Annotated in this window: 22 protein-coding genes; 16 read left to right on the plus strand and 6 right to left on the minus strand. The window is 54.2% G+C overall.

Translation table 11 applies throughout. The features are described from left to right. Positions 1 to 61: 61 nt before the first annotated feature. Genes EQM14_RS03535 through EQM14_RS03545 form a run of 3 tightly spaced genes read right to left on the minus strand, consistent with a single transcriptional unit; the run spans position 62 to position 3,801 of the window. Complete coding sequence (locus tag EQM14_RS03535; protein ID WP_128741655.1) at positions 62 to 1,150, minus strand: tripartite tricarboxylate transporter substrate-binding protein; 1,089 nt, start codon at positions 1,148 to 1,150, stop codon at positions 62 to 64. A gap of 27 nt (positions 1,151 to 1,177) precedes the next feature. After that, positions 1,178 to 2,476 (minus strand): lactate racemase domain-containing protein, encoded by a 1,299-nt coding sequence (locus tag EQM14_RS03540; protein ID WP_128741656.1) that lies wholly within the window; start codon positions 2,474 to 2,476, stop codon positions 1,178 to 1,180. A gap of 26 nt (positions 2,477 to 2,502) precedes the next feature. Further along, positions 2,503 to 3,801 carry an enolase C-terminal domain-like protein gene (locus EQM14_RS03545; RefSeq protein ID WP_442861469.1) on the minus strand — a complete coding sequence of 433 codons (1,299 nt, stop codon included), beginning with the start codon at positions 3,799 to 3,801 and terminating at the stop codon, positions 2,503 to 2,505. A 331-nt stretch (positions 3,802 to 4,132) separates the two neighbouring features. Between EQM14_RS03545 and EQM14_RS03550 the strand changes: the two genes are divergently transcribed. The 12 genes from EQM14_RS03550 (at position 4,133) to EQM14_RS03605 (ending at position 18,538) form a co-directional block, all read left to right on the plus strand. Further along, on the plus strand, positions 4,133 to 4,798 hold the full coding sequence (locus EQM14_RS03550) for a GntR family transcriptional regulator (protein WP_164918949.1): 666 nt from the start codon (positions 4,133 to 4,135) through the stop codon (positions 4,796 to 4,798). 27 nt (positions 4,799 to 4,825) lie between these two features. Continuing rightward, complete coding sequence (locus EQM14_RS03555; RefSeq protein ID WP_128741659.1) at positions 4,826 to 5,722, plus strand: dihydrodipicolinate synthase family protein; 897 nt, start codon at positions 4,826 to 4,828, stop codon at positions 5,720 to 5,722. A 51-nt stretch (positions 5,723 to 5,773) separates the two neighbouring features. Beyond that, the gene (gene garR / locus EQM14_RS03560; protein WP_128741660.1) at positions 5,774 to 6,658 is read left to right on the plus strand and encodes a 2-hydroxy-3-oxopropionate reductase; all 885 of its coding nucleotides are present in this window, start codon (positions 5,774 to 5,776) and stop codon (positions 6,656 to 6,658) included. Positions 6,659 to 6,889: 231 nt separating this feature from the next. After that, positions 6,890 to 8,023, plus strand: a complete 1,134-nt coding sequence (locus EQM14_RS03565) for a glycerate kinase family protein (protein WP_128741661.1) — start codon at positions 6,890 to 6,892, stop codon at positions 8,021 to 8,023. A gap of 766 nt (positions 8,024 to 8,789) precedes the next feature. Next, complete coding sequence (dgoD, locus tag EQM14_RS03570) at positions 8,790 to 9,971, plus strand: galactonate dehydratase (protein ID WP_128741662.1); 1,182 nt, start codon at positions 8,790 to 8,792, stop codon at positions 9,969 to 9,971. Positions 9,972 to 10,148: 177 nt separating this feature from the next. Continuing rightward, the gene (locus tag EQM14_RS03575) at positions 10,149 to 11,162 is read left to right on the plus strand and encodes a tripartite tricarboxylate transporter substrate binding protein (protein ID WP_128741663.1); all 1,014 of its coding nucleotides are present in this window, start codon (positions 10,149 to 10,151) and stop codon (positions 11,160 to 11,162) included. A gap of 18 nt (positions 11,163 to 11,180) precedes the next feature. Beyond that, the gene (locus EQM14_RS03580; RefSeq protein ID WP_128741664.1) at positions 11,181 to 11,660 is read left to right on the plus strand and encodes a tripartite tricarboxylate transporter TctB family protein; all 480 of its coding nucleotides are present in this window, start codon (positions 11,181 to 11,183) and stop codon (positions 11,658 to 11,660) included. Between the two features lie 18 nt (positions 11,661 to 11,678). Continuing rightward, the gene (locus EQM14_RS03585) at positions 11,679 to 13,178 is read left to right on the plus strand and encodes a tripartite tricarboxylate transporter permease (RefSeq protein ID WP_128741665.1); all 1,500 of its coding nucleotides are present in this window, start codon (positions 11,679 to 11,681) and stop codon (positions 13,176 to 13,178) included. A gap of 7 nt (positions 13,179 to 13,185) precedes the next feature. Further along, positions 13,186 to 14,529: an MmgE/PrpD family protein gene (locus EQM14_RS03590; RefSeq protein ID WP_128741666.1), complete on the plus strand. Its 1,344-nt coding sequence runs from the start codon at positions 13,186 to 13,188 to the stop codon at positions 14,527 to 14,529. 18 nt (positions 14,530 to 14,547) lie between these two features. Beyond that, on the plus strand, positions 14,548 to 15,921 hold the full coding sequence (purB, locus tag EQM14_RS03595) for an adenylosuccinate lyase (protein ID WP_128741667.1): 1,374 nt from the start codon (positions 14,548 to 14,550) through the stop codon (positions 15,919 to 15,921). Positions 15,922 to 15,931: 10 nt separating this feature from the next. Next, positions 15,932 to 17,305, plus strand: coding sequence for a class II fumarate hydratase (gene fumC, locus EQM14_RS03600; protein WP_128741668.1), 1,374 nt, complete (start codon positions 15,932 to 15,934; stop codon positions 17,303 to 17,305). A gap of 57 nt (positions 17,306 to 17,362) precedes the next feature. Beyond that, positions 17,363 to 18,538 (plus strand): NAD(P)-dependent malic enzyme, encoded by a 1,176-nt coding sequence (locus EQM14_RS03605; RefSeq protein WP_128741669.1) that lies wholly within the window; start codon positions 17,363 to 17,365, stop codon positions 18,536 to 18,538. A 4-nt stretch (positions 18,539 to 18,542) separates the two neighbouring features. Here the strand turns inward: EQM14_RS03605 and EQM14_RS03610 are convergent, their stop codons facing one another. Then, the gene (locus EQM14_RS03610; RefSeq protein ID WP_164918950.1) at positions 18,543 to 19,496 is read right to left on the minus strand and encodes a LysR family transcriptional regulator; all 954 of its coding nucleotides are present in this window, start codon (positions 19,494 to 19,496) and stop codon (positions 18,543 to 18,545) included. 272 nt (positions 19,497 to 19,768) lie between these two features. Between EQM14_RS03610 and larA the strand changes: the two genes are divergently transcribed. The 3 genes from larA to EQM14_RS03625 are packed head-to-tail and all read left to right on the plus strand — an operon-like array spanning position 19,769 to position 22,543. Then, complete coding sequence (larA, locus tag EQM14_RS03615) at positions 19,769 to 21,043, plus strand: nickel-dependent lactate racemase (RefSeq protein ID WP_128741671.1); 1,275 nt, start codon at positions 19,769 to 19,771, stop codon at positions 21,041 to 21,043. Between the two features lie 25 nt (positions 21,044 to 21,068). Further along, on the plus strand, positions 21,069 to 21,383 hold the full coding sequence (locus EQM14_RS03620; RefSeq protein WP_128741672.1) for a UxaA family hydrolase: 315 nt from the start codon (positions 21,069 to 21,071) through the stop codon (positions 21,381 to 21,383). After that, positions 21,380 to 22,543 carry a UxaA family hydrolase gene (locus EQM14_RS03625; RefSeq protein ID WP_128741673.1) on the plus strand — a complete coding sequence of 388 codons (1,164 nt, stop codon included), beginning with the start codon at positions 21,380 to 21,382 and terminating at the stop codon, positions 22,541 to 22,543. Before EQM14_RS03620 ends, EQM14_RS03625 begins: the two co-directional genes overlap by 4 nt. Before the next feature lie 132 nt (positions 22,544 to 22,675). On the opposite strand, the gene EQM14_RS03630 is transcribed toward EQM14_RS03625, so the two are convergent. Beyond that, the gene (locus EQM14_RS03630; protein ID WP_128741674.1) at positions 22,676 to 23,317 is read right to left on the minus strand and encodes a flavodoxin family protein; all 642 of its coding nucleotides are present in this window, start codon (positions 23,315 to 23,317) and stop codon (positions 22,676 to 22,678) included. Positions 23,318 to 23,397: 80 nt separating this feature from the next. Next, positions 23,398 to 23,982 carry a nitroreductase family protein gene (locus EQM14_RS03635; RefSeq protein ID WP_128741675.1) on the minus strand — a complete coding sequence of 195 codons (585 nt, stop codon included), beginning with the start codon at positions 23,980 to 23,982 and terminating at the stop codon, positions 23,398 to 23,400. Between the two features lie 217 nt (positions 23,983 to 24,199). Between EQM14_RS03635 and EQM14_RS03640 the strand changes: the two genes are divergently transcribed. Continuing rightward, positions 24,200 to 24,595 (plus strand): winged helix-turn-helix transcriptional regulator, encoded by a 396-nt coding sequence (locus tag EQM14_RS03640; RefSeq protein ID WP_128741676.1) that lies wholly within the window; start codon positions 24,200 to 24,202, stop codon positions 24,593 to 24,595. The last annotated feature ends 5 nt before the right edge of the window (positions 24,596 to 24,600 follow it).

Raw genomic sequence — 24,600 nt, forward strand, 5'->3', positions numbered from 1 at the left:
ATCCAAACGGGCGGACGGTGTCCGGTCATTCCGGACACCGTCCGCTTCAGTGCGGCGCGAATTACCCCACCAGCGTATTAAAGTCCGGCGCATTTTTCACAATTTCACGGTATGTCTCGCGTTTATGCTTGATATAGGAGTTTGCCTCGCTGGAACTCTGGTACTGAGCTTTATATCCAAGCTTTTCCATGGCTGAGATATAATCGCTGCTGTTGCAGATATCTTTCATTGCGGCGTCCATGGCGGAAACAAACTCGCTTGGAACCTTCTTGCCGTAGAACACAAAATATTCTTTCGTGAATTCAAACGGCTTTCCGTTCAGAGAGATGCCCTGCTCCGCAAAGGTGGGCCAGTCGTGTCCGGTCAGGCGCTTGCCGGCCATCAGGCCGATGATATTAAGTTTCAGCTGGGCTTTTACACCGTCTTTCGTGTATTGCTCCACAGCGGAAGTCGCAGCGTAAACGCCCTGGCAGTTTCCGTCCCAGAGGGCCTGAAGCTTGTCCTGCGTAGAGCCTGTGACAAATGCCTTCAGATTGCCGGCAACCTTGTCGCCGTAGGTATCCTTCAGCCACAGGTAGATCGCATCAAAGCCAATCTGGGACACGCCGCCCGCTTCCACCGCAAGCTTGACGGTCTTAGTCGGATTCTCGCTCATCCACTTGCCCATTTCCGCAATGGTTTTGTAGGGCGCGGAGGCGGAAGCGGCGAAGCAGTCTCCCGGATTATAAGCAAAGCTGCCGCCGACAGTCATGTTTTCCAGTTTGTACTGGTCCTCCGAATAGGCGCCGAACAAAACACCGAGGTACGTCATGTCGTGAAATATCATAATGGTGTTCTCGTTTTTGGCCTTGACGATTTCCTGAAGGGCACGGCCGGCACCGATCGCGTCGACCTTCAGATTGCTGCCGTACTTCTGATTGATGGATCTGCAGAGAAGATCCGCCGTCAGATAGGTGTCTCCGGAAACCGATGTGGACCCAATCACAACCCGGATGTTTTTCCCTTTTAAGTAACTTGCGGGATCCACGTTGGAAGCTGATGAAGCGGTGGAGGCCTCCGGTTTGGAAGAGCTTCCGGCACCGCCGCTACAACCCGCGAATGCTGTGACCATGACTGCACAGGCCAAGATGAAAGACAAAAGCTTTTTCATAAATACAACCCCTTATCATAAAATAATTTACATGCCAATGTGTCCGAGATCCTTCAGATTGCCGTCTTCATCGAACGGCATGTGATAAGGCTCCGTTTCCACAGCCAGGCATGGGTGGCTTTGAGCCATTTCAAAATACTGCTCGGACAACAGAATATGCTCAACCTCCGTCGTGTTCGAGATCCGGATCATCCGGGGAGACTTGCCTCCCAGCCCGGTGCAGGTCTTCAGGCAGACCTGGATGGCTTCCCTGTCGTTTTTCAGCACCATCGGGATCCTTACGTTTTCAATCACCGTAGAGGTAATCACATTGGGATAGGTGAGCTCGAACTGCATTTTTTCAAAGAAACGCCGCGTGGTGGCGTGCGCCATACCGCAGCCGGTCCCGTTGTGGTGGCTTTCGCTGCTCAGGTCAAGGACTGCGACTCGCTGGGATTTCAGCCCGCCCGACGCGTAGGGCGTCACAAAGGTGCCTGAAATGTTGGCGTCCATTCCGCTGCCGCTGAAATTTTTTCCGATGGTGTCGCAGACGAGGACGTCGCATTCCGGAGGATAGATGCAGGGCAGCAGTTTTCTTGCTTCTTCCAGGCAGGCAGGCTCGCCGTCGTATATTTCTTCACGCCGGAAAGCCACGAATTTCGCCGTTTGATCGAAAGAGTTTTCCAGAATTCCAAGGCCGAACAGGATGGGGGCTTTTTCGATCATTGTCTTCCCAAACAGGCGGAGATTCTTCGCCATATTCTGAAAACCTTCCTTATGGCAGTGATCTGCGCCGATCTGTTTTCCCAGCCCGATGACCATCATTTTGATGAGGCCGCTTTCGGACGGCCCCCGAAAGCAGGTGTGCGGCTTGATACGGTTACAGACAATAATCCCGTCGGCCTCCGCCGCATCGCGGCTGAGCAGGACATCCCCGCCCTCCGCATTGGTTCCGATTTTCACAACTTCCATACTGCTCCGGATGGGGCAGCCCATGAATTCCTCCGTAATTCCAAGTCCGCGGAGGATTTCCCTCTGCCCTTCCGAGGTCGCCCCGCCGTGGCTTCCCATAGCGGCAACCAGGAACGGTTCTCCTCCGTGTTCTTTTACAAAATGAACCAGAGTTTTCAGAATCAGGGAAATGTTGTCGATTCCGCGGCTTCCCGCCGTAATTGCCACCCGCATCCCGGGCCGGATCTTTTTCTCCAGATCTTTTTCATTCAGCCGGGCAATGACTTCCTCCGGGATATGCTCGGGGGCGATGTTTTCCCCCGAAAAGATCTGTTTTACCCGGAACATTTTTGGAACCGGCACGTCCTTGAGCAAATTGCTTACGATACTATCCATTTCTCCACCTTTCGTTTCTTTATTTTTTATTCGCGCACCAGACAGGGGCGCTTCGCGTCGAATTTCCATCCCGGAATCAGGTACTGCATCCCGATGGAATCGTCGCGGCCGCCCAGGCAGTTTTCAAGATAGAGCTGATGTGCTTTTTCCAGCTGGCCGCGGTCGATCTCCACCCCAAGCCCCGGCACGTCCCGCGGCACGGCGACGCAGCCGTTCACGATTTCAGGGCTTTTTTTGCAGAGGCGTTCGCGGCCTTCCTGCCAGATCCAGTGGGTGTCGATCCCGTTCAGTTTTCCCGGGACGGCCGCGGCTGTGTGCGCCACCATCGCAAGGGAGATGTCGAAATGGTTGTTGGAATGGCATCCCCAGGTCAGTCCGAAATCGTTGCAGAGCTGACCCACGCGGACGCTGCCGGTCATTGTCCAGAAGTGGGGGTCGGCAAGGGGAATGTCCACGCTGCTCAGGGCAAAGCTGTGGGCCATCTGGCGCCAGTCGGTGGCGATCATATTGGTGGCCGTCGGCAGGCCCGTCGCACGGCGGAATTCCGCCATGATCTCACGGCCGCTGAAGCCCTCTTCGGCTCCGCAGGGGTCCTCGCAGTAGGTCAGAACGCCGTGCATGTCCCTGCAAAGCTCGATCGCATCCTTCAAGAACCAGCCGCCGTTGGGGTCCAATGTGATGCGGGCCTTCGGAAATTCCTTCTTCAGCGCCTTGACGCACGCGATTTCCTCTGCGCCCGCAAGTACGCCGCCCTTTAATTTAAAATCCTGAAATCCATATTTTTCATAGGCGGCCTTTGCCAGTTCAACAATCGCGCCGGAGGTCAGAGCCTCCTCGTCGCGCAGACGATACCACGCGCAGCTGCCGTCTTCTTCCTGATCATAGGGCAGGTCCGTTTTTCTGCGGTCGCCGATAAAGAAAAGATATCCAAGCATCCGCACGCTTTCCCTCTGCTGGCCGTCCCCAAGCAGCGACGCCACGGGTTCTCCCAGATATTTTCCCAACAAATCCAGAAGAGGGGTTTGAATGGCGGTCAGAACATGAACTCCCACTCTCAGGTCGAAGGTCTGCGCGCCGCGGACGTCTTTCTCATTCCTGGCGGAAAGATACCGGTTCACGGCCAAAATCGTATTTCTGTAATCGCCGACGCTGGTGCCCTCGACCATCGGCTTTACTTCCTCCAGCGCCGCGGCGATCTTTTCACCGCCCGGCACTTCCCCCACGCCGGTCCTTCCTTCCGAATCCGTCAGTACGACAATATTTCTCGTAAAGTAAGGAGCGTGAGCGCCGGAAAGATTCAGTTCCATGCTGTCTCTGCCCGCCACTGGGAATATCTCCATCTTTAACACATTTGGTGTCAACGTATTTCCCCCTAATGTAAAATAAAAGTGTTGTCAATCAGGTTTAAAATAATTTAGGCAATATGTATAAAATAAATCAAATCTTATTGACGTATTTATTATATCGTTTCTTGTTTATTAAGTCAAAACGGATAAACTTATTAATGAATTAGTTTTTTCGAACGTTCTCTTAAATTTGGTTTCAGTTTACTTTTCTGGCTGGCTAGGGGGAGAGCCGGAATTTTAAGCGTGTGTTGACAGATGAAAAAAGGAATGCTATACTACTGATATACCAGATATCAGAAAAGAGATGCGCATGAAGGAGATTGTTGATTCCGTTCCGTTAAGGGATCAGATTGTTGATATTATGCATCAGATGATCCTGAACGGCGAACTGAAAAGCAACGAAAAGATCAGCGAAAGAAAAATCAGCTCCATGCTGAAAGTGAGCACTACTCCTGTCAAAGAGGCCTTCCGGATTTTGCAGGTGGAGGGGCTGATCGTCAGTTCACCCCGCAAAGGCTCTTTCGTTTCTGCGGATGTCGTTGAACACCTGAAACAAATCGCCTATCTGAGAAGCGCAATCGACGGGGTAGCCGCCCATTTCGCCGCCCGGTTTGCGACGGACGATGAAATTCAGAGGATGCAGAGTCTTCTGGATTGTGTGGAACCGTTGATCGCGTCACAGAAGAACGCGGATTTAATCAGCAAGAAGAATGATGAGTTTCATCAGGTGCTGCGGCATGCCTCGCATAACGGGTACGTCGTCAATCTGGGGGAAAATCTCCGTTCCATCGACAACTCCATACGAAGTGTGATCAACAAGGTTGACTTTCAGAATATCAAGGACAGGCACGAAGAGCATAAGGCGATTTTAAGAGCCGTAAAAAACAGGAAGGGCGATCTGGCGGAAAGGCTGATGGTCCAGCATGTCAGAGAGGCGCCCGTTGTGATAGACCATAAAGACTCGGATTCTGAGTAAACCAAACCTGTAAAAGGAGTACTGTAAATGGACAAAAACCTGGATTTCATGAAAGGCGTCATCGTACCGATCCTGACCCCGATTGACGAGGAGGAAAAGATCGATGAAGCGAAGCTGCGCGAGCAGGTCGATTTCGTGATCGGCGGCGGGGTCCTTGGCGTTCTGGCCTTCGGCAGCAACGGCGAATTCTACATGGTGGAAGAGGACGAGTACATTCGCGCCACAAAAATCATGGTGGAACAGGCAGCCGGCAGAGTTCCCGTCTACATGGGGATCGGGGCGATCAACACCCTGAAATGCATTCGTCTGGCGAAAAAGGCGAAGGAACTGGGTGTGGCCGGAATCTCTGTTCTGCAGCCCATGTTTCTCAAACCCACGGAGGAAGAATTATACGGACATTTTAAAGCCATTGCCGATTCGGTCCCGGACCTCCCCATGCTGCTTTATAACAATCCCGGACGCACCGGCTACACGATGAGCGGCAACCTGGTGGAGAAACTGGCCCATGAAGTCGACAATATCGTTGGGATGAAGGATTCTTCCGGCGATATGACACAGACGGAGGAATTTATCCGGCGCACGCGCGATGTGGATTTCCGCGTGTTCGGGGGCAAGGATACCCTGATTTTCAGCGCAATGATGCTCGGAGCGGCCGGCTGTGTGGCAACCACGGCAAATTTTGTTCCCGAACTGGTCGCCTCCATTTACGATAAAGTTCAGGCGGGCGATATCGACGGGGCGCGCGAGGCGCAGTTTAAATTGAATCCCCTGCGTCTGTCGATGGACAAAGCCAGCTTCCCGGTGGCGACCAAGGACCTTGCCAACCTGATCGGCCGAGACATCGGCAAGCCTTACACTCCTAATCTTCCGTCGTCGGGAAAGGTTCTCGAGGTGATGAAGTCGGAGCTGTCAAAAATCAACTAAGTGCAGTTGGCAATATCAAATGAATGATAGAATTCAGAAAGGAAGATTTGAATGAAAATCGGATTTATCGGACTTGGAATTATGGGTAAGCCCATGGTGCGCAATTTGCTGAAAGCCGGCCATGAAGTAATTGTTTATGATATCATTCCGGCTAACGTAGAGGACGCTGTAAAATCAGGAGCGGTTGCGGCCGCTTCCGCGAAGAATGTTGCGGAACAGTGCAAAACAATCATCACCATGCTTCCCAATTCTCCCCATGTCAAGACGGTCGTCATGGGAGAAGGCGGCGTTCTGGAAGGCGCCCAGGAGGGTTCCACGCTGATCGACATGAGCTCGATCGCTCCCGCCGCATCCCAGGAGGTTTCCAAAGCATGCGCCGCCAAGGGCGTTAAAATGCTGGATGCCCCCGTTTCCGGCGGAGAACCGAAAGCGATCGACGGGACTATGTCCGTCATGGTCGGCGGCGACAAGGCCCTTTTCGACAAGAACTACGATTTGCTGAAAACCATGGGCGGCAGCGTCGTCTACTGTGGACCTATCGGCGCGGGCAATACGACGAAACTTGCGAATCAGATCGTCGTGGCGTGCAACATTGCGGCGTGCGCGGAGGCTTTCACTCTTGCAAGGAAATCCGGCGTTGATCCCGCCGTCGTTTTCCAGGCGATCCGCGGAGGCCTGGCGGGTTCCACTGTCATGGACGCCAAGGTTCCCATGATGCTGGACGGCAACTTCAAGCCCGGGTTCAAAATCGACCTGCACATCAAGGACCTGAACAACGCCCTTGAGACCGGACATACCTTTGGTTCTCCCCTGCCGCTGACCGCGGAGGTCATGGAAATGATGCAGACCCTGCACGCGGATGGGCGCGGCCAGGAAGATCACAGCAGCCTTGCGAATTACTACGCCAAAGTTTCCGGCACAAAAATCGGCAAGTAAATTTTTAATTCCGCTAAAGTCACAGAGCATTTCAATGGAATTCCTGCAAAGCGCGCGGCAGCCGATTCCATTGGGAGTGCTCTGATTTTATAAACAGACTGAATCGGCTGGCCGAAAAACTGCCGGAAAGTCCGGCAGCCTGTTTTTTTGCACCCGTATCTGCATGGGTTCGGTGCAAAAAACGGCGTACATGAAAAAAATCTAAATCTGTCGAAGAGGAGGACGGAGCGATTGAAAAAATATGTCTTGATTCCCGATTCCTTTAAAGGGACCATGAGTTCGAAAGAGATCTGCGAGATTATGAGCCGGTCCATCCATCGTTTTGATCCTGAAGCGCAAACCGTTTCCATTCCGGTAGCGGACGGAGGCGAGGGAAGCGTGGATGCTTATTTGTCCGCCATGGACGGCCAAAAAGTTTATACGACGGTAAAAGGCCCCTATGGGGAAGATATGCAGGGCTTTTACGGCGTAGTGGACGGGGGGAAAACAGCGATTATTGAAATGGCTGTTTGTGCCGGCCTGCCCCTGGTGGGGGACCGGCTCCATCCGGACCAAACGACCACATACGGCGTGGGGCAGCTGATGGTCCACGCTGCCGAGCACGGATGCCGGAAGATGATCCTTGCCCTGGGGGGGAGCTGCACCAACGATGCCGGTGCCGGCGCGGCCGCGGCCGCCGGAACCAGATTCCTCGACGCGCAGGGCAATTCTTTTGTCCCGGTGGGGGCTACCCTTTCCAATGTTGCGAAAATTGATGATTCGGCGTTTTCCCCTTCTCTCCGCGAAGTTGAAATCCATGCCATGTGCGATATCGACAATCCGCTGTTTGGAGAGAACGGCGCCGCTTATGTGTTCGGCCCGCAAAAGGGAGCGGACCAGAACATGGTGCAGCTTCTGGACGAGGGCCTGAGGCATCTGTCCGAAATGATTTCAAAACAGCTTCATCTGGATATCTCTCAGATTCCGGGAGCCGGCGCTGCGGGCGGCATGGGCGGCGGCGCGGTCGCCTTTTTCGGAGCGCGTCTTCAAATGGGGATTGACGTGCTTCTGGATACGGTGAATTTTGAAAGCCTGGCTGAAAAAGCCGACTTCATCTTTACCGGGGAAGGGCGTCTGGATACGCAAAGCCTCAGGGGCAAGGTCGTGGTCGGAGTCGCCCGCAGGGCCAAGAAACAAAATATTCCGGTTCTCGCTGTTGTCGGGGATGTTGGCGATTCCATCGACTCCGTCTATGATATGGGGGTCTCCGCCGTATTCAGCATCAACCGCGTTGCGGTTGATTTTAAAAAAGCCAAACTCCGCAGCAAAGACGATTTGAGTAAGACAATGGATAATATTATGAGGCTGATTCAATTGGAGAGTTAAAAGAAAACCTCAACAATTTTTCTTTATAGCTGTTTTTGTCGGGCGGTTGCATACCGCCCGATTTTTTTATCTAAAAGGAGGCGCAGCGTCCATGAGAACCCAATCCCCGGCGTGACGGAACGAGGTCATTCGGTGGAATTTGGAGTTGCTTTAGGTACGGCGCTGTACGGAATTCTCAAATATTTCTCTCGTTATTTTGAGAAAAGATCCTGACAAAAGGGAATATTCAGATATATATAGAACATATATGATAACTATATTTAAGAAGGGAGAGAATCCGGCGATGAAAACTCCGATTCATTACAGCGGCAAAATGGATGGCATGATGTGTTTAATGTGCATCATGTGCTGTGGTATGCCCAAAATGAAACATGGCCGCTTCCTTCTGCTGTTTGGAATATATTCAGGCGCATGAGACGCCGCATTCAAACCAACAAAAGGGCTGTCAGGCCGTGAACCTGACGGCCCTTTTTATACCGGTTTTTCCTATTTATATCACGGCCCCCATTATAGGTGGAACTGTCGTAAAGAGGAACGGCCGCAGCGAAATTGATATGAAGGTTTCCCCTTTTTCATGCGCGGCTGGAAGGCCGGGCTCCTCTGATGCCCTCCACTCGCATGAAAAGCCGTGATAAATTCAATTTATTGTCAAGATAAGATATCAATATTTTACATCTGATGAGGATCGGTATATATTAAACACAATAAAGAAAGAAAACATCTAAATTATATGCACTATGGATACATGTGAAAGGAGCATATCCTTATGAAAATCTCTGAGATCAAGATACTTCCGGCAAACCGCTATCTGTTTGTACAGGTTTTTACCGACAACGGCCTGGTCGGCGTGGGGGAATCGGGCGCCTGGGGGTTCCTGGACGCGTCGAGAGAAGCGATTGAGACGTTAAAGACCTATTTGATCGGGCAGGATCCCCTAAGAATAGAGCATCACTGGCAGTACATGTACCGCTGCTGGCACTTTCGCGGCGCCGCCATTATGGGTGCGATCAGTGCGATCGACATTGCGCTGTGGGATATCGCCGGCAAATATTTCAACACACCCGTCTACAATCTGCTGGGGGGAAAATGCCGGGAGAAAGCCCGCGTATATTATCATGTCGGAGGCTCGACAACGGAGGAAATGATTGAAAACCTGAAAGAAGCGAAGAAGCTGGGGTATAACGCCGTCGGACATTTGTCTCCGTTCCTTGATGAGCCCAGAAGCAAACCGTACTTTGAAACGTATTCGGGGAAAATCGGAAACGCGGTCGGCAGGGTGGCGGCTTACCGGGAGGCGGTGGGGGACAACGTCGATTTATGCATTGAACTTCACCGGAGGCTGAGGCCGGCGGAAGCGATCAGCTTTGGGCGCGAAATTGAAAAATACCGTCCCATGTTCATGGAGGATCCGACGACTCCGGACAATTTCGATTCCATGGAATGGATCGCCAGGAATGTCCCGGTCCCGATCGCAACGGGAGAAAGATTGAACAATCCGCAGGAATTTGCGCAGATCATACGAAAAGACGCCGTTTCCTATGTCAGGCCGGACGTCTGCGCATGCGGTGGAATCACCGGGACGAAAAAAATAGCGGCCATTGCGGAGGCCAATGACGTCATGGTTGTACCGCATAATCCTCTGAGTCCGGTTTCAACAGCCGCCTGTTTGCAGATTGCGGCCTGCATTCCTAATTTTGCACTTTTGGAATACCCCGGAGACGACCGCCCCGCACTTTCTGAAAAGTTTGGGGCAACCGATGTGGAGAGAGGCGTTTATAAAAAGGACGTCGTCAAAAGGACCTTCTCCTGCAGCAACGGGTTCATGGAGATCCCCGAAGAACCGGGGATCGGTACGGAACTGACCGATCACGTGGAGGAAAAGTATCCGTACATCAGGCGTCCGGTTGTGACCCGGCTCCAGACAGACGGTTCCGTCGTAGACCAGTAATCCCGATTGAACATTCGGGTTCGGTGGGAAGCAGGCAAAATTTATTGATAAGAAAAATCCACATATCAACGGCCGAAAGGATTTATGGAACCCGCATGAATCCAATTTATAGAGACGAAGGAGTGAAAACAGGTTTTTCAGGGGTAAGAGGCTTTCACATTGAGAGGATGGATTGTAATGAAAAAGAAACTTTTCGTAAGATTAGCATCTGTATTGTGCGTTTCAACTTTGTTGCTGACGGCCTGCTCAGCGGGCAATTCCTCCGGCGGAAAATCCAGCGGAGCGGGTGCGCAGAGCGCCTCTTCAGCCGTGGATTACCCGACGAAACCCATCGAACTGGTCGTTCCGTACGCAGCCGGCGGGAATGTCGATCTTTCCTGCCGCATCCTTGCCTCCGAGGTTGGAAAGGAGCTGGGACAGTCCATAACGGTAATGAACAAAGAGGGCGGAGGAGCCGTGATCGGCCAGACCTACGTCATTAATTCAAAAGCGGACGGCTATACCCTGCTGGCGCAAACATCCGCGTATGTTTCCAATATTATCAGCGGCGACGCTTCTTTTAAAATGGACGCCATCAAGCCGATCTGCATGTACTGCTTCGACCCGGAGCTGGTGGTCTGTTCCGCCTCATCGGATATCAAGACCGTTGAAGATCTGATTTCCAAAGGGAAAAAAGAAACGCTGCTGAACTCCACTCCGGGTGCGGGAACGTCCCACCATATCGCCAGCATTCTGTTTTCACAGAAGACGGGTGCCCAGTTTAAATATATGCACACGAACGGTTCCGCCGAGCAGACGGTTCAACTGGCCGGCGGGCACGCCGAGGTAGGGATGACTACATATGCCGGAGCCCAGTCGCTGATCAAAGACGGGAAAATCCGGGTCCTGGCGGCCTGCGCCGACGAAAGAATCTCCGATTTGCCTGACGTCCCCACCCTGAAAGAAAAGGGAATTGATTTCACGTACGGGGCCTATCGGGGAATCGGCGTTCCGGCGGATACTCCCGACGGCGTCGTCAAGATTTTGCAGGACGCTTTTCAGAAGGCAATGGAATCCGATACGGTAAAACAGCAGTTCGTGAATTCCGGGTTCCCGATCACTTATAAAAACAGCCAGGAGTTCGAAACATACATGGAAGACGACTATAAAAGCCTTGAGTCCATCAAAGACCTGATTACGACCGGCAAATAGGCGGGGGGAAAATCGCTCATGAAAATGAAATTGCTCCTGAAAAAGAAAGATTCCGTTTTAGGCCTTTTCTGCGTCCTGCTCGGCATCATTGTTTTTGCCGGGTCGTTATCCCTGTCGTCGGGCGCGGCTTTTTTTCCAAAGATTACAGCGGCTGTCATCGCCGTTCTTGGGGTGCTGATTTTTGCCGACGCCCTCAAAGAGGGGGAAGTGCAGCCCGCCGCGGCTGAGGCGAAAGTTCCCGGCGTGAAGGAGGAAAAGAAGGCGGCCGCCCCCGAATACAAAAAGGTCGCCCTGATTCTTGGGTTGCTGTTCGCGTACTGTGCGGCGCTGCAATGGGTCGGTTATATCATTCCCACCATCCTGTTTGTCCTTGCGTGCTCTTTTACCCTGAACTACAGGAAAGTCAAAGTCATTCTCATTGCCGCCGCCTGCTTGAGCATCGGGCTTTACTTCATGTTTTCGATGGGGTTCAACGTCAGATTTCCCGGACTGTTTTAGGAAGGGAGGAACGTAAATTTGATCCAGAATATTTTACAGGGATTTGCAGGACTTCTTGATGTCAACCTGATTCTTATGCTCCTTTTAGGAACTCTTTTCGGACTGATTATCGGCGCATTGCCCGGATTGACCGGAAATATGGCAATTGCTTTGATGGTGCCGATCACCTTTGTCATGGAACCGGCGGCGGGGCTCGCGCTTCTCGCAGCGATCTACTGTTCCTCGATCTACGGCGGCTCCATCTCCGCGATTCTTCTGAATATACCCGGGACGGTATCCTCTTTCTGCACGACCTTCGACGGGTACCCGATGGCGAAAAAAGGAAGGGCGGGAGAGGCCCTTGGCATCTCCACCCTCAGCTCCGCGTTCGGCGGCCTTTTCAGCACGCTGGTGCTGATGTTCTTTACGCCTTTCCTCGCAGAGCAGGCGCTGAAATTCGGGCCGGGAGAATATTTCGCCGTGGCCGTCCTCGGCCTTTCCTGCATCGCCGGGCTGGGGGATTCACCCAAGAAGGGCCTGCTGTCCGGCGCGCTGGGGCTGCTGCTGGGAATGATCGGCATGGATCCCCAGAGCGGGCGCCCGAGGTTCACATTCGGTTCGGTCGAGCTGATGAACGGCATCGGGCTGGTCCCCTCCCTGATCGGAATCTTCGGGGTCGTCGCCGTCCTGAAGACGGCGGAGCGGGCGAGCCGCATTTCCAAGGTGGGAGCCATGCCGGAAGTCGGCTCCGTATGGATCGGATGGAAGAGCTGCAAAAGGCTTCTTCCCACATGGCTTCGCGGTTCCGTCCTGGGCACGATCGTGGGGATCATTCCGGGAACCGGGACCAATGTCGCGACTTTTATGTCTTACGACCTTGAGAAAAAGCTTTCGAAACACAGCGAAGAGTTCGGGCACGGCGCGCCGGAGGGCGTCGCCGCACCGGAATCCTCCAACAACGCGGTGACAGGAGGCTCGATGGTGCCTCTGATCGCGCTTGGCATACCCGGGAACGCAACGTCGGCTCTGTTCCTCGGAGCCATTATGATCCACGGCTTTCAGACGGGACCGGTTTTTATGTCGGAACACCCGGACGTGGTGTATTCTTTGTTCGCGGCGTTTTTTGTCGCCAATCTCATCATGGTGCCGCTTGGGCTTCTCGTGATGCGGTGGATGAAAAAGATTCTCTCCGTGCCGGAAAATCTTCTGGGAGGAATTATTCTGGTTTTCTGCGCGACCGGGGTCTATTCTCTGCGCGGCGACGCGTTCGATGTTCTGGTCATGATCGTTTTCGGTATGATCGGCTATGCTTTCTACAAATTCAAGATTCCGACCGCGCCGCTGATCGTTGCGCTGGTGCTGGAATCCATGACGGAAAGCAGCCTCCGGCAGGCCCTTGTCGCCAGCGACGGCTCCTGCGATTTTATGTGGACCAGCCCGCTGACCTGTGTCATTCTGATTGTGTCCCTGCTCAGTCTGTTCAGCCCGCTGATCATGAAGGCCTTCCGCTTCGCCGGGCGCAAAAAGGCAGGTGCGTGAAAAAAGAATGGGATATACTTACGAACTGTGCCGCTTTCTCTGCGGCCTGACTTCTGAAGCCGTTACGGATACCGTCCGGAACGATGTGGGAATGAAAACCCTGGACTGGCTGGGATGCGCCGTCGGCGCGCTGCGTTTGCCGGCCGCCCGCTCTTTGATGGAAGTCCTTTCAGACGTCGCCGGCGAAAAAGGATGCACCGCCGTCGGGCTCGGCGGGAAAGTGCCCGCGCCGTACGCGGCCTTTTCCAATGGGGCAGTCGGGCATGCGCTGGAGTACGACGATGTCAACAAGGTTTCCATCACCCATCCGGGCGCGGTTGTGATTCCGGCGGCTTTTGCCGCGGCGGAGAAATATGACCGCACCTATGAGGAATATGTCCTGGCCGTCGTTTCCGGATACGAGGCGATGATCCGCCTGGGGGCTTCCCTGAATCCCTCCCACTATGAATACTGGCACACCACCGGCACCTGCGGCGCGTTCGCGGCGGCCGCGGCGGCGGGGAAGCTTTTGAACCTTGACACGGAGGGGATGCAGAGGGCGTTCGGCATCGCGGCGACGATGGCGTCCGGGCTGGTTGCGGTCTTTGGAACGGACGCCAAGATTGTCAATGTCGGCAACGCCGCCCAGAACGGGCTGACCGCCGCCGAACTGGCCTCAAAGGGATTCACTGCCCCGACCGACGTGTTCGAGCGGAAAAAGGGATATGCTCAGGCGGCTTCCGGACCCGCTTCCGTTTCGTTCCGCGGCGGGGCCCTTGGGAAAAAGCTGATGATCGAGGACAGCTATTACAAAATTCATGCCTCCTGCGGGCATACGCATTCCGCCTTGGACGCCCTGTTCTCGCTGATGAAAACTTCGGATTTCAAGGCGGAGGACGTTCAGAAAATTGAGATCAGGGCGTATCGGAAGGCGGTCGAACTGACGGGGGAGTTTCGCAATGCCTCCGAAACGGAAGCGAAGTTTTCCATGCCCTACTGCATCGCGGCGGGGCTCCTGAGGGGAAAGGTCACTTTGGAAGAGTTTTCGCCGGAGCTTCTTCACTCCCCGGAAGTCGAATCCCTGCGGAAAAAAATCATTGTCCGGGAAGACTCGGACTATACCCGCCTGTATCCTGAAAAAAGAAAAGAATCCGTCAGGATTCTGCTTCCCGGACGGACTCTGTATCAGGAGGTCGACCTGCCGGACGGCAAGCCGACCCGGGAATTTCTGGTCAAAAAATTCAGGTCTCTGGCAGAGAGAAATCTCAGTGAAAAAAAAGCGGAAAATATTTTGCACTCCGTATGGTCCATGACGCCGGAAACCCCCGTCGGGGAACTTGGCGAAGCGATTACGGAAAACTGCGCGATTTAAGAAAGGAGATCAAATATTATGGCTTGCAATATGTTGGATTCTTTACTGTTCCGGAATGTTTTCAGCACACCGACCATGCGGAAGATCTTCGACGACAAGGCGATTCTGCAGAACTGGCTCGATATCGAGGCGGCTCTGGCGCAGACGCAGGCGGAGCTGGACATCATCCCGAAGGAGGCGGCGGAGGAAATCACGCGGAAAGCGAAAGTCGAGAATTTGAATATCAGCGAGATCGAAGAGGGGATCAATGCGATCGGGCATTCGCTGGTTCCGACGCTTCGAAATCTGCAGAAGGTCTGCGACGGAAATTACGGGGAATATATTCATTTGGGCGCAACCACGCAGGACATCATCGACACGGGTTTTATGATGGCAATCAAGCGCGGCTTTCAGGTGATTTATCAGGATCTTCGCGATGTGGAGGAAGCCGTTCTTCAGTTGACGGACCAATACGCGGATACCGTCATGGCGGGCAGGACCCACAGCCAGCAGGCGATCCCGATCACGTTCGGTTACAAGACGGCGGTCTGGGCCAGCGAGATCCGGCGCGACATCGAGCGAATGAAAGAGTGCCGCAAACGAGATTTTGTCGGAGAACTGGCCGGTGCCGTCGGAACCATGGCGGGGTTCGGGGACAGGGCGGTCGAAGTCAGCGACCGCACGATCTTAAGGCTGGGACTGGATATCCCTGAAATCGCGTGGCATTCAAGCCGGGACCGGATGGCGGAGATCGTCAGCGTCCTGGGGATGGTCAGCTGTACGCTTGGCAAAATAGGAAACGAGGTCGCCAGCCTTCAGCAGACGGAAACCGCGGAACTGGCGGAAAAGTTCAAAAAGGGCGCGGTGGGCAGCAGCACCATGCCGCATAAGCGGAACCCCGTGATTCCGGAAACATTACATACTCTTGCGAGGCTCGCAAAGTCCAGCATGTCGGCTTCTTTTGAATCCATGTTCTCCGAACATGAGCGCGACGGAGCCCTTTGGAAAATTGAATGGAAATCGGTCAATGAGGTCGTCATCCTGACCGGCGCCATTGCGGCGAAAGCAAAAAAACTGCTTGGCAATCTGACTGTCGACCCCGAAAGGATGCGCCGGAATCTTGATCTTTTAAAGGGGCTGATGATGTCCGAACCGGTGATGCTGAAACTGGGCGAAAAGGTGGGCAAGCAAACCGCTCATGAAATCATTTATGAAATCTCGATGGACACGTTTGAAGAAAACGCCGACTTCTTCGATAAGCTGAAAGAGAATAAAATCGTTTCCGACAACATTTCGGGAAAGGAACTGAAAGAACTGCTGGACCCGACGGCGTATACCGGAAAGAGCTCTTATTTCGCCCATCGGGTTTCCGAAAACATCAAAAGGGCGCGGCTGAACGATGAGAGCGCCTGAGGGAACCGCGATGAAATTCAGAATGGAACATGATACCCTGGGGGAAGTCCAGGTTCCCGGGGACTGCTACTGGGGGGCGCAGACGCAGCGCAGCTACAACAACTTTAAAATCGGATCGGAAAAAATGCCGGCCGAAATCATCCGGGCCTTTGCGGTGATGAAAAAAGCCGCCGCGGCAGCAAATGAAAAGCTCGGGATCCTGGATCCCAAGAGGGCGAAGACCATTCGCGATGTCTGCGACGAGATATTGGAGGGAAAATTGGACGATCAGTTTCCTCTGGCGGTCTGGCAGACGGGAAGCGGCACGCAGTCGAACATGAATATCAACGAGGTCATCGCCAACCGGGGAAATGAAATTCTGGGTGAAAAGCTTCTTCACCCAAACGACCATGTCAACAAATCGCAGAGCTCGAACGACACGTTTCCCACGGCGATGCACATTTCCGCTTTGGTCAGCATTGAGGACCGGCTCCTCCCCGCGGTCAGGATGCTGGAGGAAACGTTCCATGACCTGTCGGTCCGGTATCAATCGGTCATCAAGACCGGGCGGACTCATCTGCAGGATGCGACCCCGCTTACTCTGGGGCAGGAAATCAGCGGATGGGAAGAAATGATGCGGAAGAACGGTCAAATGATTCATTCCGCCGCGGAAAACCTGAAGGAGCTTGCCTTGGGAGGAACGGCGGTCGGAACCGGGCTGAACGCGCCGAAGGAATTCGGGACTCTCGCAGCGGAGGAAATTTCCAGACTGACCGGAAAAGAATTCATCTCCGCCCCCAATAAATTTCACTCTCTTACCAGCAAAGACGAACTCGTATTCACTCACGGAGCCTTAAAGGCGCTTGCGGCAAACCTGATGAAGATTGCGAACGATGTGCGGTGGCTTTCCAGCGGCCCGCGGTGCGGCATCGGAGAATTGACCATACCCGCCAATGAGCCCGGGAGTTCCATTATGCCGGGCAAAGTAAATCCGACTCAATGCGAAGCCCTTACCATGGTTTCAGTCCAGGTGATGGCAAACGATGTCGCCGTCGGAATGGCGGCCTCCCAGGGAAACTTTGAATTGAATGTCTTTATGCCCGTCTGCATCTACAATTTTTTACAGTCGGTTGTCCTGCTGACCGATTCCATCCTCTCGTTCCGGGATCACTGCGCGGTGGGAATCCAGCCGAATCTTACAAAGATCAATGAAAACCTGGACCGCTCCCTCATGCTGGTCACCGCGCTGAGCCCGCACATCGGCTATGAGAATGCCGCCAAAATCGCGCAGACCGCACAGCGGGAGGGCACCACTTTAAAGCAGGCGGCAGTGGAACTGGAGATGCTTTCGGCTGACCGCTTTGATGAACTCGTCCGGCCGGAAAAAATGGTGGCGCCCTTCTGAAAAGGTCCGGCGGCGTGTTTTTTCTCGAATTTTATAGATGAACAGGGGGTCCTTTTTTTGGATTATGCGAAAGAATCGCTCAGGCTTCACGCTTTCTGGAAAGGCAAGTTGGAGGTCGTTTCGAAAGTCCCCGTCACCAACAGCCGGGAACTGGCGCTGGCCTATACTCCCGGCGTGGCACAGCCATGCCTTGAGATTCAAAAGGACATTGGCAAAAGCTTTGACCTGACGGGACGATGGAACACGATTGCCGTTGTGACCGACGGCTCCGCGGTCCTCGGGCTGGGGGACATCGGGCCGGAGGCGGGAATGCCCGTCATGGAGGGCAAATGCGTGCTGTTCAAAGCCTTTGGCGGCGTGGATGCCTTTCCGCTCTGCGTCAGGACCAAGGACGTGGATGAATTCGTCAATACCGTCTATCTGATCTCCGGCTCCTTCGGCGGCATCAACCTGGAGGACATCTCCGCGCCGCGCTGTTTCGAGATCGAGCGCAAGCTGAAAGAGAAATGCGATATCCCGATTTTCCACGACGACCAGCACGGCACTGCGGTCATCACGCTGGCCGGGCTGACCAACGCGCTGAAAGTGGTGGGCAAGAAGAAGGAGAACGTGCGCATCGTCACCTCCGGCGCCGGCGCCGCGGCCGTTTCCATCGTCCGGCTGCTGCTGTCCGCCGGTTTCCGGGACATCACGATGTGCGACCGGTCCGGAGCGATTTACAAGGGCAGGGAAAAGGGAATGAACTGGATCAAGGAAGAGATGGCCGGAATCACCAATCCGGACCGCAGGGCCGGCTCCCTGGCCGACATGCTGAAGGGGGCGGACGTATTCATCGGCGTGTCCGCCCCCGGCCTCGTCACTGCGGAAATGGTCAAAACCATGAACCGGGACGCCGTCATCTTCGCCTGTGCCAACCCCACGCCGGAAATTTTCCCCGACGAGGCGAAAGCGGGCGGCGCGCGGGTCGTTTCGACCGGCCGCAGCGACTTCCCGAACCAGATCAACAACGTCCTTGCTTTCCCCGGCATTTTCCGGGGCGCGCTGGATGTCCGGGCTTCCGACATCAATGAAAAAATGAAGCTCGCGGCGGCGGATGCGCTGTCCGGGCTGGTTGGGGAGAAAGAGCTGAAAGCGGACTATATCATTCCTCAGGCGTTTGATCCGAGAGTGAAGGACGCGGTCTCAAGGGCGGTCGCAAAGGCCGCGAGGGAGTCCGGGGCGGCCGGAAGGTAGCCGTTCATGCAGACGGTTCCATTTCGCCGAAGGAAGGCTTTGTCGGACCTTGAGTCTTTTGAGGAATCATTTTGATGAACTGATTCAGTGTCAGGCTTCTTCTGTTCTTTTTGTCGTAGACGATGGCGAAAGTCCGCACGGCCCTTTGCGAATTGATCGAATAGTAAACGGGCCGCTGGTCGTGCGGGCATAAGGACTCAATCGCAATCGGAAGAAAGCCGACCCCCATTCCCTGTGTAATCATCGCGTTAATTGCTTCGCAGCTTTGCGTTTCAAAGACGATGTTGGGGGAAAATCCGGCTTCCCGGCAGAGCTGCAGGCTTGCTTTTCGCATCCTCCGGCCCGGCTTATACATAATGTACGGCTCGTCTTTAAAAAGGGCAAGGTCTATGGGCGGATTCTTTTTCCCGCCTTCGCCGGAGCCAAGACGGGTCGACCAGTGGCAAGGGGGAACGGCCAAAACGATTTTTTCTTTGAAAATAGGTACGAAAGATAAAGAGGGAACCGTCAGAGGCAGAGTCATAATACAAAGATCGAGTTTCCCCGCTTTCACCAGCTGCTCCAGTTCGTAGGTGTAATTTTCAATGACGCGGATATCAATGTCGGAATACTGCTTCTTAAATTCCGGAAGAATTTGCGAAAGGTAATATTTTTCATAAAACGGCGATACGCCGATGGAAAGCTTCTGGTTTTTCAACTGATCCGTTTCCTGAACGTTTCTTTTCATTTGCTTTGTCAGTTCCAGTATTTTCTTTCCATCCCTGCAGAAAGTTTCCCCCGCGGGCGTCAAGGCAACCTGGTGATGGCTGCGCTGAAACAGGCAGGTGCCCAGCTCGTGTTCCAGGCGCTGAATCGATTGGCTGAGCGCCGGCTGACTGACGAATAGATTGTTGGCCGCCTGCGTGAAATTTTTTGTTTCAGCGACATTTAAGACGTATAGAATATCTCGAAATTCCATATGAAATTTCTCCTTTCCAATAAGCCGCAGCCGAAATCTCGATGAAAAAGAACTTTCATAAAAACGAATCGTTTTGCGAATTGCTTGGCGAAATATTCGGTCATCATCAGGCGGGTAAAAATTCATCCGGTGATCAAAGCGAGTTTAATAAATTCTATCAGTGTTTAAAATTATTTATATTTTATAATGAACCTCTTTTCGAATTCTGTCTAATATGAATCATTTTATATATTTTTAATTCCGTACTTTGATTCAAAGGTGGGATAATCATTTTGAAAACAATTCAATTGCCGTATGGCAGATCAACGCTTGACCTTCACGTGGAAGAGCGGAATCTTGCGGCGGTCATAACGGCGCCGATGCACGGGTTTCGCGCGGAGAAAAGCGAACGGGAAATCATCCGCGACGCGCTGGACCATCCGATTGGTTCAAGGAGCCTGCGCGAACTGGCGGAAGGAAAGAAGAAAGTGGTGATCGTCACCAGCGACCATACGAGGGCGGTGCCCAGCAAAATCACTTTGCCGATTCTTCTTTCCGAGATCCGCGCGGGCAATCCGGAGGCCGATATCACAATCCTCATCGCGACCGGCCTGCACAGGCCCACAACAGAGGAAGAGCAGAGAAAAATGTTCGGCGATGAAATCGTGGACCATGAAAAGATCACCGTCAACAACGCGTTTCAGCCCGGCGATTTCGTGTCCGTGCGCAAGCTTCCGTCCGGCGCCGATTTTAAGGTCCATCACCTCGCGGCCGAATGCGATCTGCTCGTGACGGAAGGCTTTATCGAACCGCATTTCTTCGCCGGGTTTTCCGGAGGGCGCAAAAGCATTCTGCCGGGCATCTGCTCTCAGGAAACCGTCAACGAGAACCACAGCTTTCAGGCGATCGCAAGCCCCTGCGCCAAGGCGGGTGTGCTGGAGCGCAACCCTATCCACGAAGACATGGTCTGCGCGGCGCGCGCGGTCAACGTCCAGTTCATTCTGAACGTCGCGCTGGACGGTGAGAAAAAGGTCATCGCGGCGTTTGCGGGCGACCTGGAGCAGGCTCATGAAAAAGGCTGCGATTTCATCCGGAAGCTTTCTCAGTGTCCGGCCGTCACGGGGGATATCGTCGTCACAAGCAACGGCGGGTATCCTCTGGACCAGAACCTGTACCAGGCCCCGAAGGCCGTCGCGACCGCCGAGGCCTGCGCCGAGGAAGACGGAGTCATTGTCATGTGCGCCTCCTGCGTCGACGGCATGGGCGGCACCCATTTTGAAAAATTGATCGTTTCCGGAACCGCGGAAGAAATCGAGGACCGCCTTTCGAAAATCCCGCCGAAGGAGACCATCCCCGAACAGTGGTGTGCGCAGATTTATGCCCGCATCCTGAAAAAGCATAAAATCATTCTTGTCACCACCTATCTGGACCATAACCTGGTCCGGAAGGCCAACATGATCCCGGCCTCCAGCCCGGACGAAGCGCTCGCCATCGCGTACGGCATCAAGGGGAAGGACGCAAGGGTTGTGGTCATTCCGGACGGCGTTTCCGTGCTGGCGGTCAAGTGACAATACCGCGAAGGGGGAATCTGAAATGAGCGTGAAGCTGGCTTTGAAAATCAACGACCGGGACAACGTGGCGACAATTTTTGCCGATGGAATCGTTTCAGGCAGCGAGGTGGAGGTGCGCGACAAACAGGGAAATGCCGAACGAATCAAGGTCGGGGGCGACATCCCCTACGGCCACAAAATCGCGCTGAAGGACATCCATCCGGGCGAGAAAATTTTTAAGTACGGCGAAGAGATCGGGGTTGCGACCAAAGAAATTGAAAAGGGAGAGTATGTCCACGTCCACAATCTGGACAGCATGCGGGGACGCGGCGACCTGGAAGGAGAAGCGGTCAAATGAAGTTTATGGGATATGTGAGGCCGGACGGCAGAGTCGGCGCGAGAAATCATGTGGCCGTCATCCCGAGCGTGATCTGCGCCAACGACGTGGCGCAGGCCGTCGTCGGCCAGGTGCAGGGCACGGTCGGCTTTTTCCACCATCAGGGATGCTGCCAGCTTCCCCCGGACCTTGAACGCGTCACGGATACCCTGATCGGTCTGGGGTGCAGCCCGAACGTCGGCGCGGTGCTGATCGTCAGCCTCGGGTGCGAGGGCACCGACCATGAGCGGATGATGGAAACCATCGCCAAGACAGGCAAGCCGGTCAAGATCATCCGGATTCAGGAGCTCGGCGGGGCGAGCCGCGCGATTCAGGCCGGAATCGACGCGGCACAGGAACTGGCCGGGCGGATTTCCGGGCTGCAGCGCGAACCGGCCGATCTGTCCAATGCGGTCATGGCAATCAAATGCGGCGCCTCCGACACGACGAGCGGAATGGCCTCCAACTGCGTGGTCGGCTATGTCGCGGATAAAATGGTGGACCTCGGCGCGACCGTAGTCTTTGGGGAAACGACCGAGTTCATCGGCGCGGAGCATATTCTGGCCCGCAGGGCCGTCAACAGGGAAGTGGCCGACAGGATTTATGAAATCGTCGACCGAATGGAAACGAGGGCGAAGTCCCTCGGCTGCGACATGAGAAAAGGGCAGCCGACCCCGGGAAACATCGCCGGTGGATTATCCTCCATCGAGGAAAAGTCTCTGGGAGCCATCGTCAAGTCCGGGAACAGGCCGATTCAGGGCGTTCTGGAATATCCGGAAATGGTGACGACGCAGAAGGGCCTGTGGATCAAGGACACCCCGGGCCGCGAACCGGAGATCCTCACGGGGATGGCCTGCACGGGGGCGCAGTTCATGATGTTTTCCACCGGGCGCGGGGCGCCGCAGGGCTTTCCAAGCATGCCGGTCGTCAAAATCTGCGGCAACCCGAACACCTACGAGCGCATGAGCCATGACATGGACCTGAACGCCGGCCTGATTATCAAAGGCGAAAAAACCATCGAGCAGGTCGGGGAGGAAGCTTTTCAGAAGGCCCTTTGCGTTCTGAACGGTGAAATGACAAAAAACGAAGCGATCAGATATTTCAATTCCATCGACATCCACACGCTGGGGCCCGTGATCTGAGCCGCCCGGAAAGCTGAAAATGGCACTATGCGAGAAAAACAGTGTGGGCCATCCCTTTGGAGATGGCCCACACTGTTTTTGATAAGTTGATTTCCTGCCGCGCCGCGGAGGAATCAAAGGGGATTTCGACCGCTACTTTCCCGCAAGCCGGGCCCCCATTTCAAACGCTTTCCGGCAATCGATGGGGAACTGTTCCGCTCTTACCTGAGCCTTGTGCTTTTCGTTGAACATGGAAGCCTCATAGAGGGAATAATCGTCAAACTGATAGGTGTCGTTGCTGACGAGAATTTCCGAGGGACCGCCCAAACGTTCCAAAAGGGATTGATAATGGTCGAACAGCGCGCGGTATCCGAGCTTCTCCATTGCGTCCGCCGGAACGTTCATCGTGTAGATGAACGCGGACGAAATCTTTCCCGGGAAAGTGCAGCGTTCCCCGATGTTGTAGGTCATGCTCGAAAACAGCAGGCGCTCAAGAAAAGAGAGCATTTCTCCGGTGATATTTGAAAAATAGATCGGCGTGCCCAGCAAGAGGACGTCGCAGCGGGTGATTTTTTCCAGAACGTCCGTCAGTTCGTCCCGCATGGCGCAGTGCCCTGGGATACCGTCTTTTCGTTTGCAGGCAAAGCAGCTGGTGCAACCCCTGTATTTCAGGTCATACAGGTGAATCAATTCTGTTTCGGCCCCGGCGGAAGCCGCGCCGTCCAGCGCTTTCTGAAGTAGGGTCGCCGTGTTCCAGCTTTTTCTCGGACTCCCGTTTACAGCAATCACTTTCATGAAAATCATCCTTTCCTGTTCCGTTTATCCAAAATGAACCTGCCGTCCGTTGACCGGCCCGGCAAACCTTTTTTCAGCCGTCACCTGACGATATGGACCGTATTCGGCTTGCGCGCCGGCGGTGCGGATGCCTTGCCGATCTGCCCGATTGCGGCCGCCGAGCAAATGGTGTGCTCTTTCGGGATGCCCAGCTCAAAGAGATAAATCCGAACGCCCGGGTCGTCCCTCAGCCAGTGAAGCTGGTTGAGATAGCAGCTGCCCAGTCCCATCGACTGCGCCGCAAGAAAGATGTTTTCAAGGCCGAGCGAACAGTCGGCCATCGCGTTTTCGTAGTCCGGCTTGTTCGAGGCGATGATGACGGTGGGCGCATGGTAGTAAAAATTGTAGCTTTCCTTTTGCGAAGCGGTTTTGGCTGCAAGCTTGCCGGGGTAGCTGTCATCCGGCGCCCAATGCCGGAAGCCCTCGCGCACCAGTTCATTGAGCCTTAGAAGAGCTTCCCTGTCCTGGACGGCGGTGAACAGCCAGCTCTGGTTGTTGCCCCCGCTTGGAGCCCAAACCGCGGCGTCGAGCAGTGTTTCAAGCTGCTCCGTTCCGATCTGCTCCCCGGTGAAACTGCGGGTGCTCCGGCGCGAATGGATCGCGTCCAGCACTTCGTTTTGAATCATGGCGTTTCCTCCTGTTCTGCGTTTGGCTTCCTTCCCGCGGCGCGGCTCTTTTCCCGGCGAGAGCTTTTCAGCCGGAACGTTTGGCGGAAAGAAGGTGACTTTGCAAAGTGATGCGCGGCGCTTTACATTTGCCGTGCGATTGATTATACTCAAGTATAGGATGCAAGGGACAAATTAACAAGTACGCACATTTTTGTGCCTTAAATCAGGAGGCAGTATGGGAAAGGAATGCGGAAAGTCAAAGACGGTCCACGCAAAGAAATGCGCGGTCACGCGGGCGCTGGAGGTCATTGGCGGCAAGTGGCGGCTGCCGATCATTTGGGAGCTGTCCGCTCAGGAAAGCATGCGCTATAACGAGCTCAGGCGGCATCTGGACGGAATCACGAACATTATGCTGACCAGGGCGCTGCAGGGACTCGAAAAGAACGGGCTGGTCCAGCGGGTGGAACTGGAACGGATCCCTCCCCATGTGGAATACTCTCTAACCGAAAGCTGCAAGCAGCTGCTTCCGGCGCTGGAGATCATCAACGAGTGGGGAAAGAGCCGGATGCTCGACGCCGGATGTGAGGAGACCGGCTCGGACAAAAATTTAATTCATACAGATATAAAATAAGAAGA

The organism is Caproiciproducens sp. NJN-50 (genome assembly GCF_004103755.1).
Taxonomy (GTDB): domain Bacteria; phylum Bacillota; class Clostridia; order Oscillospirales; family Acutalibacteraceae; genus Caproicibacter.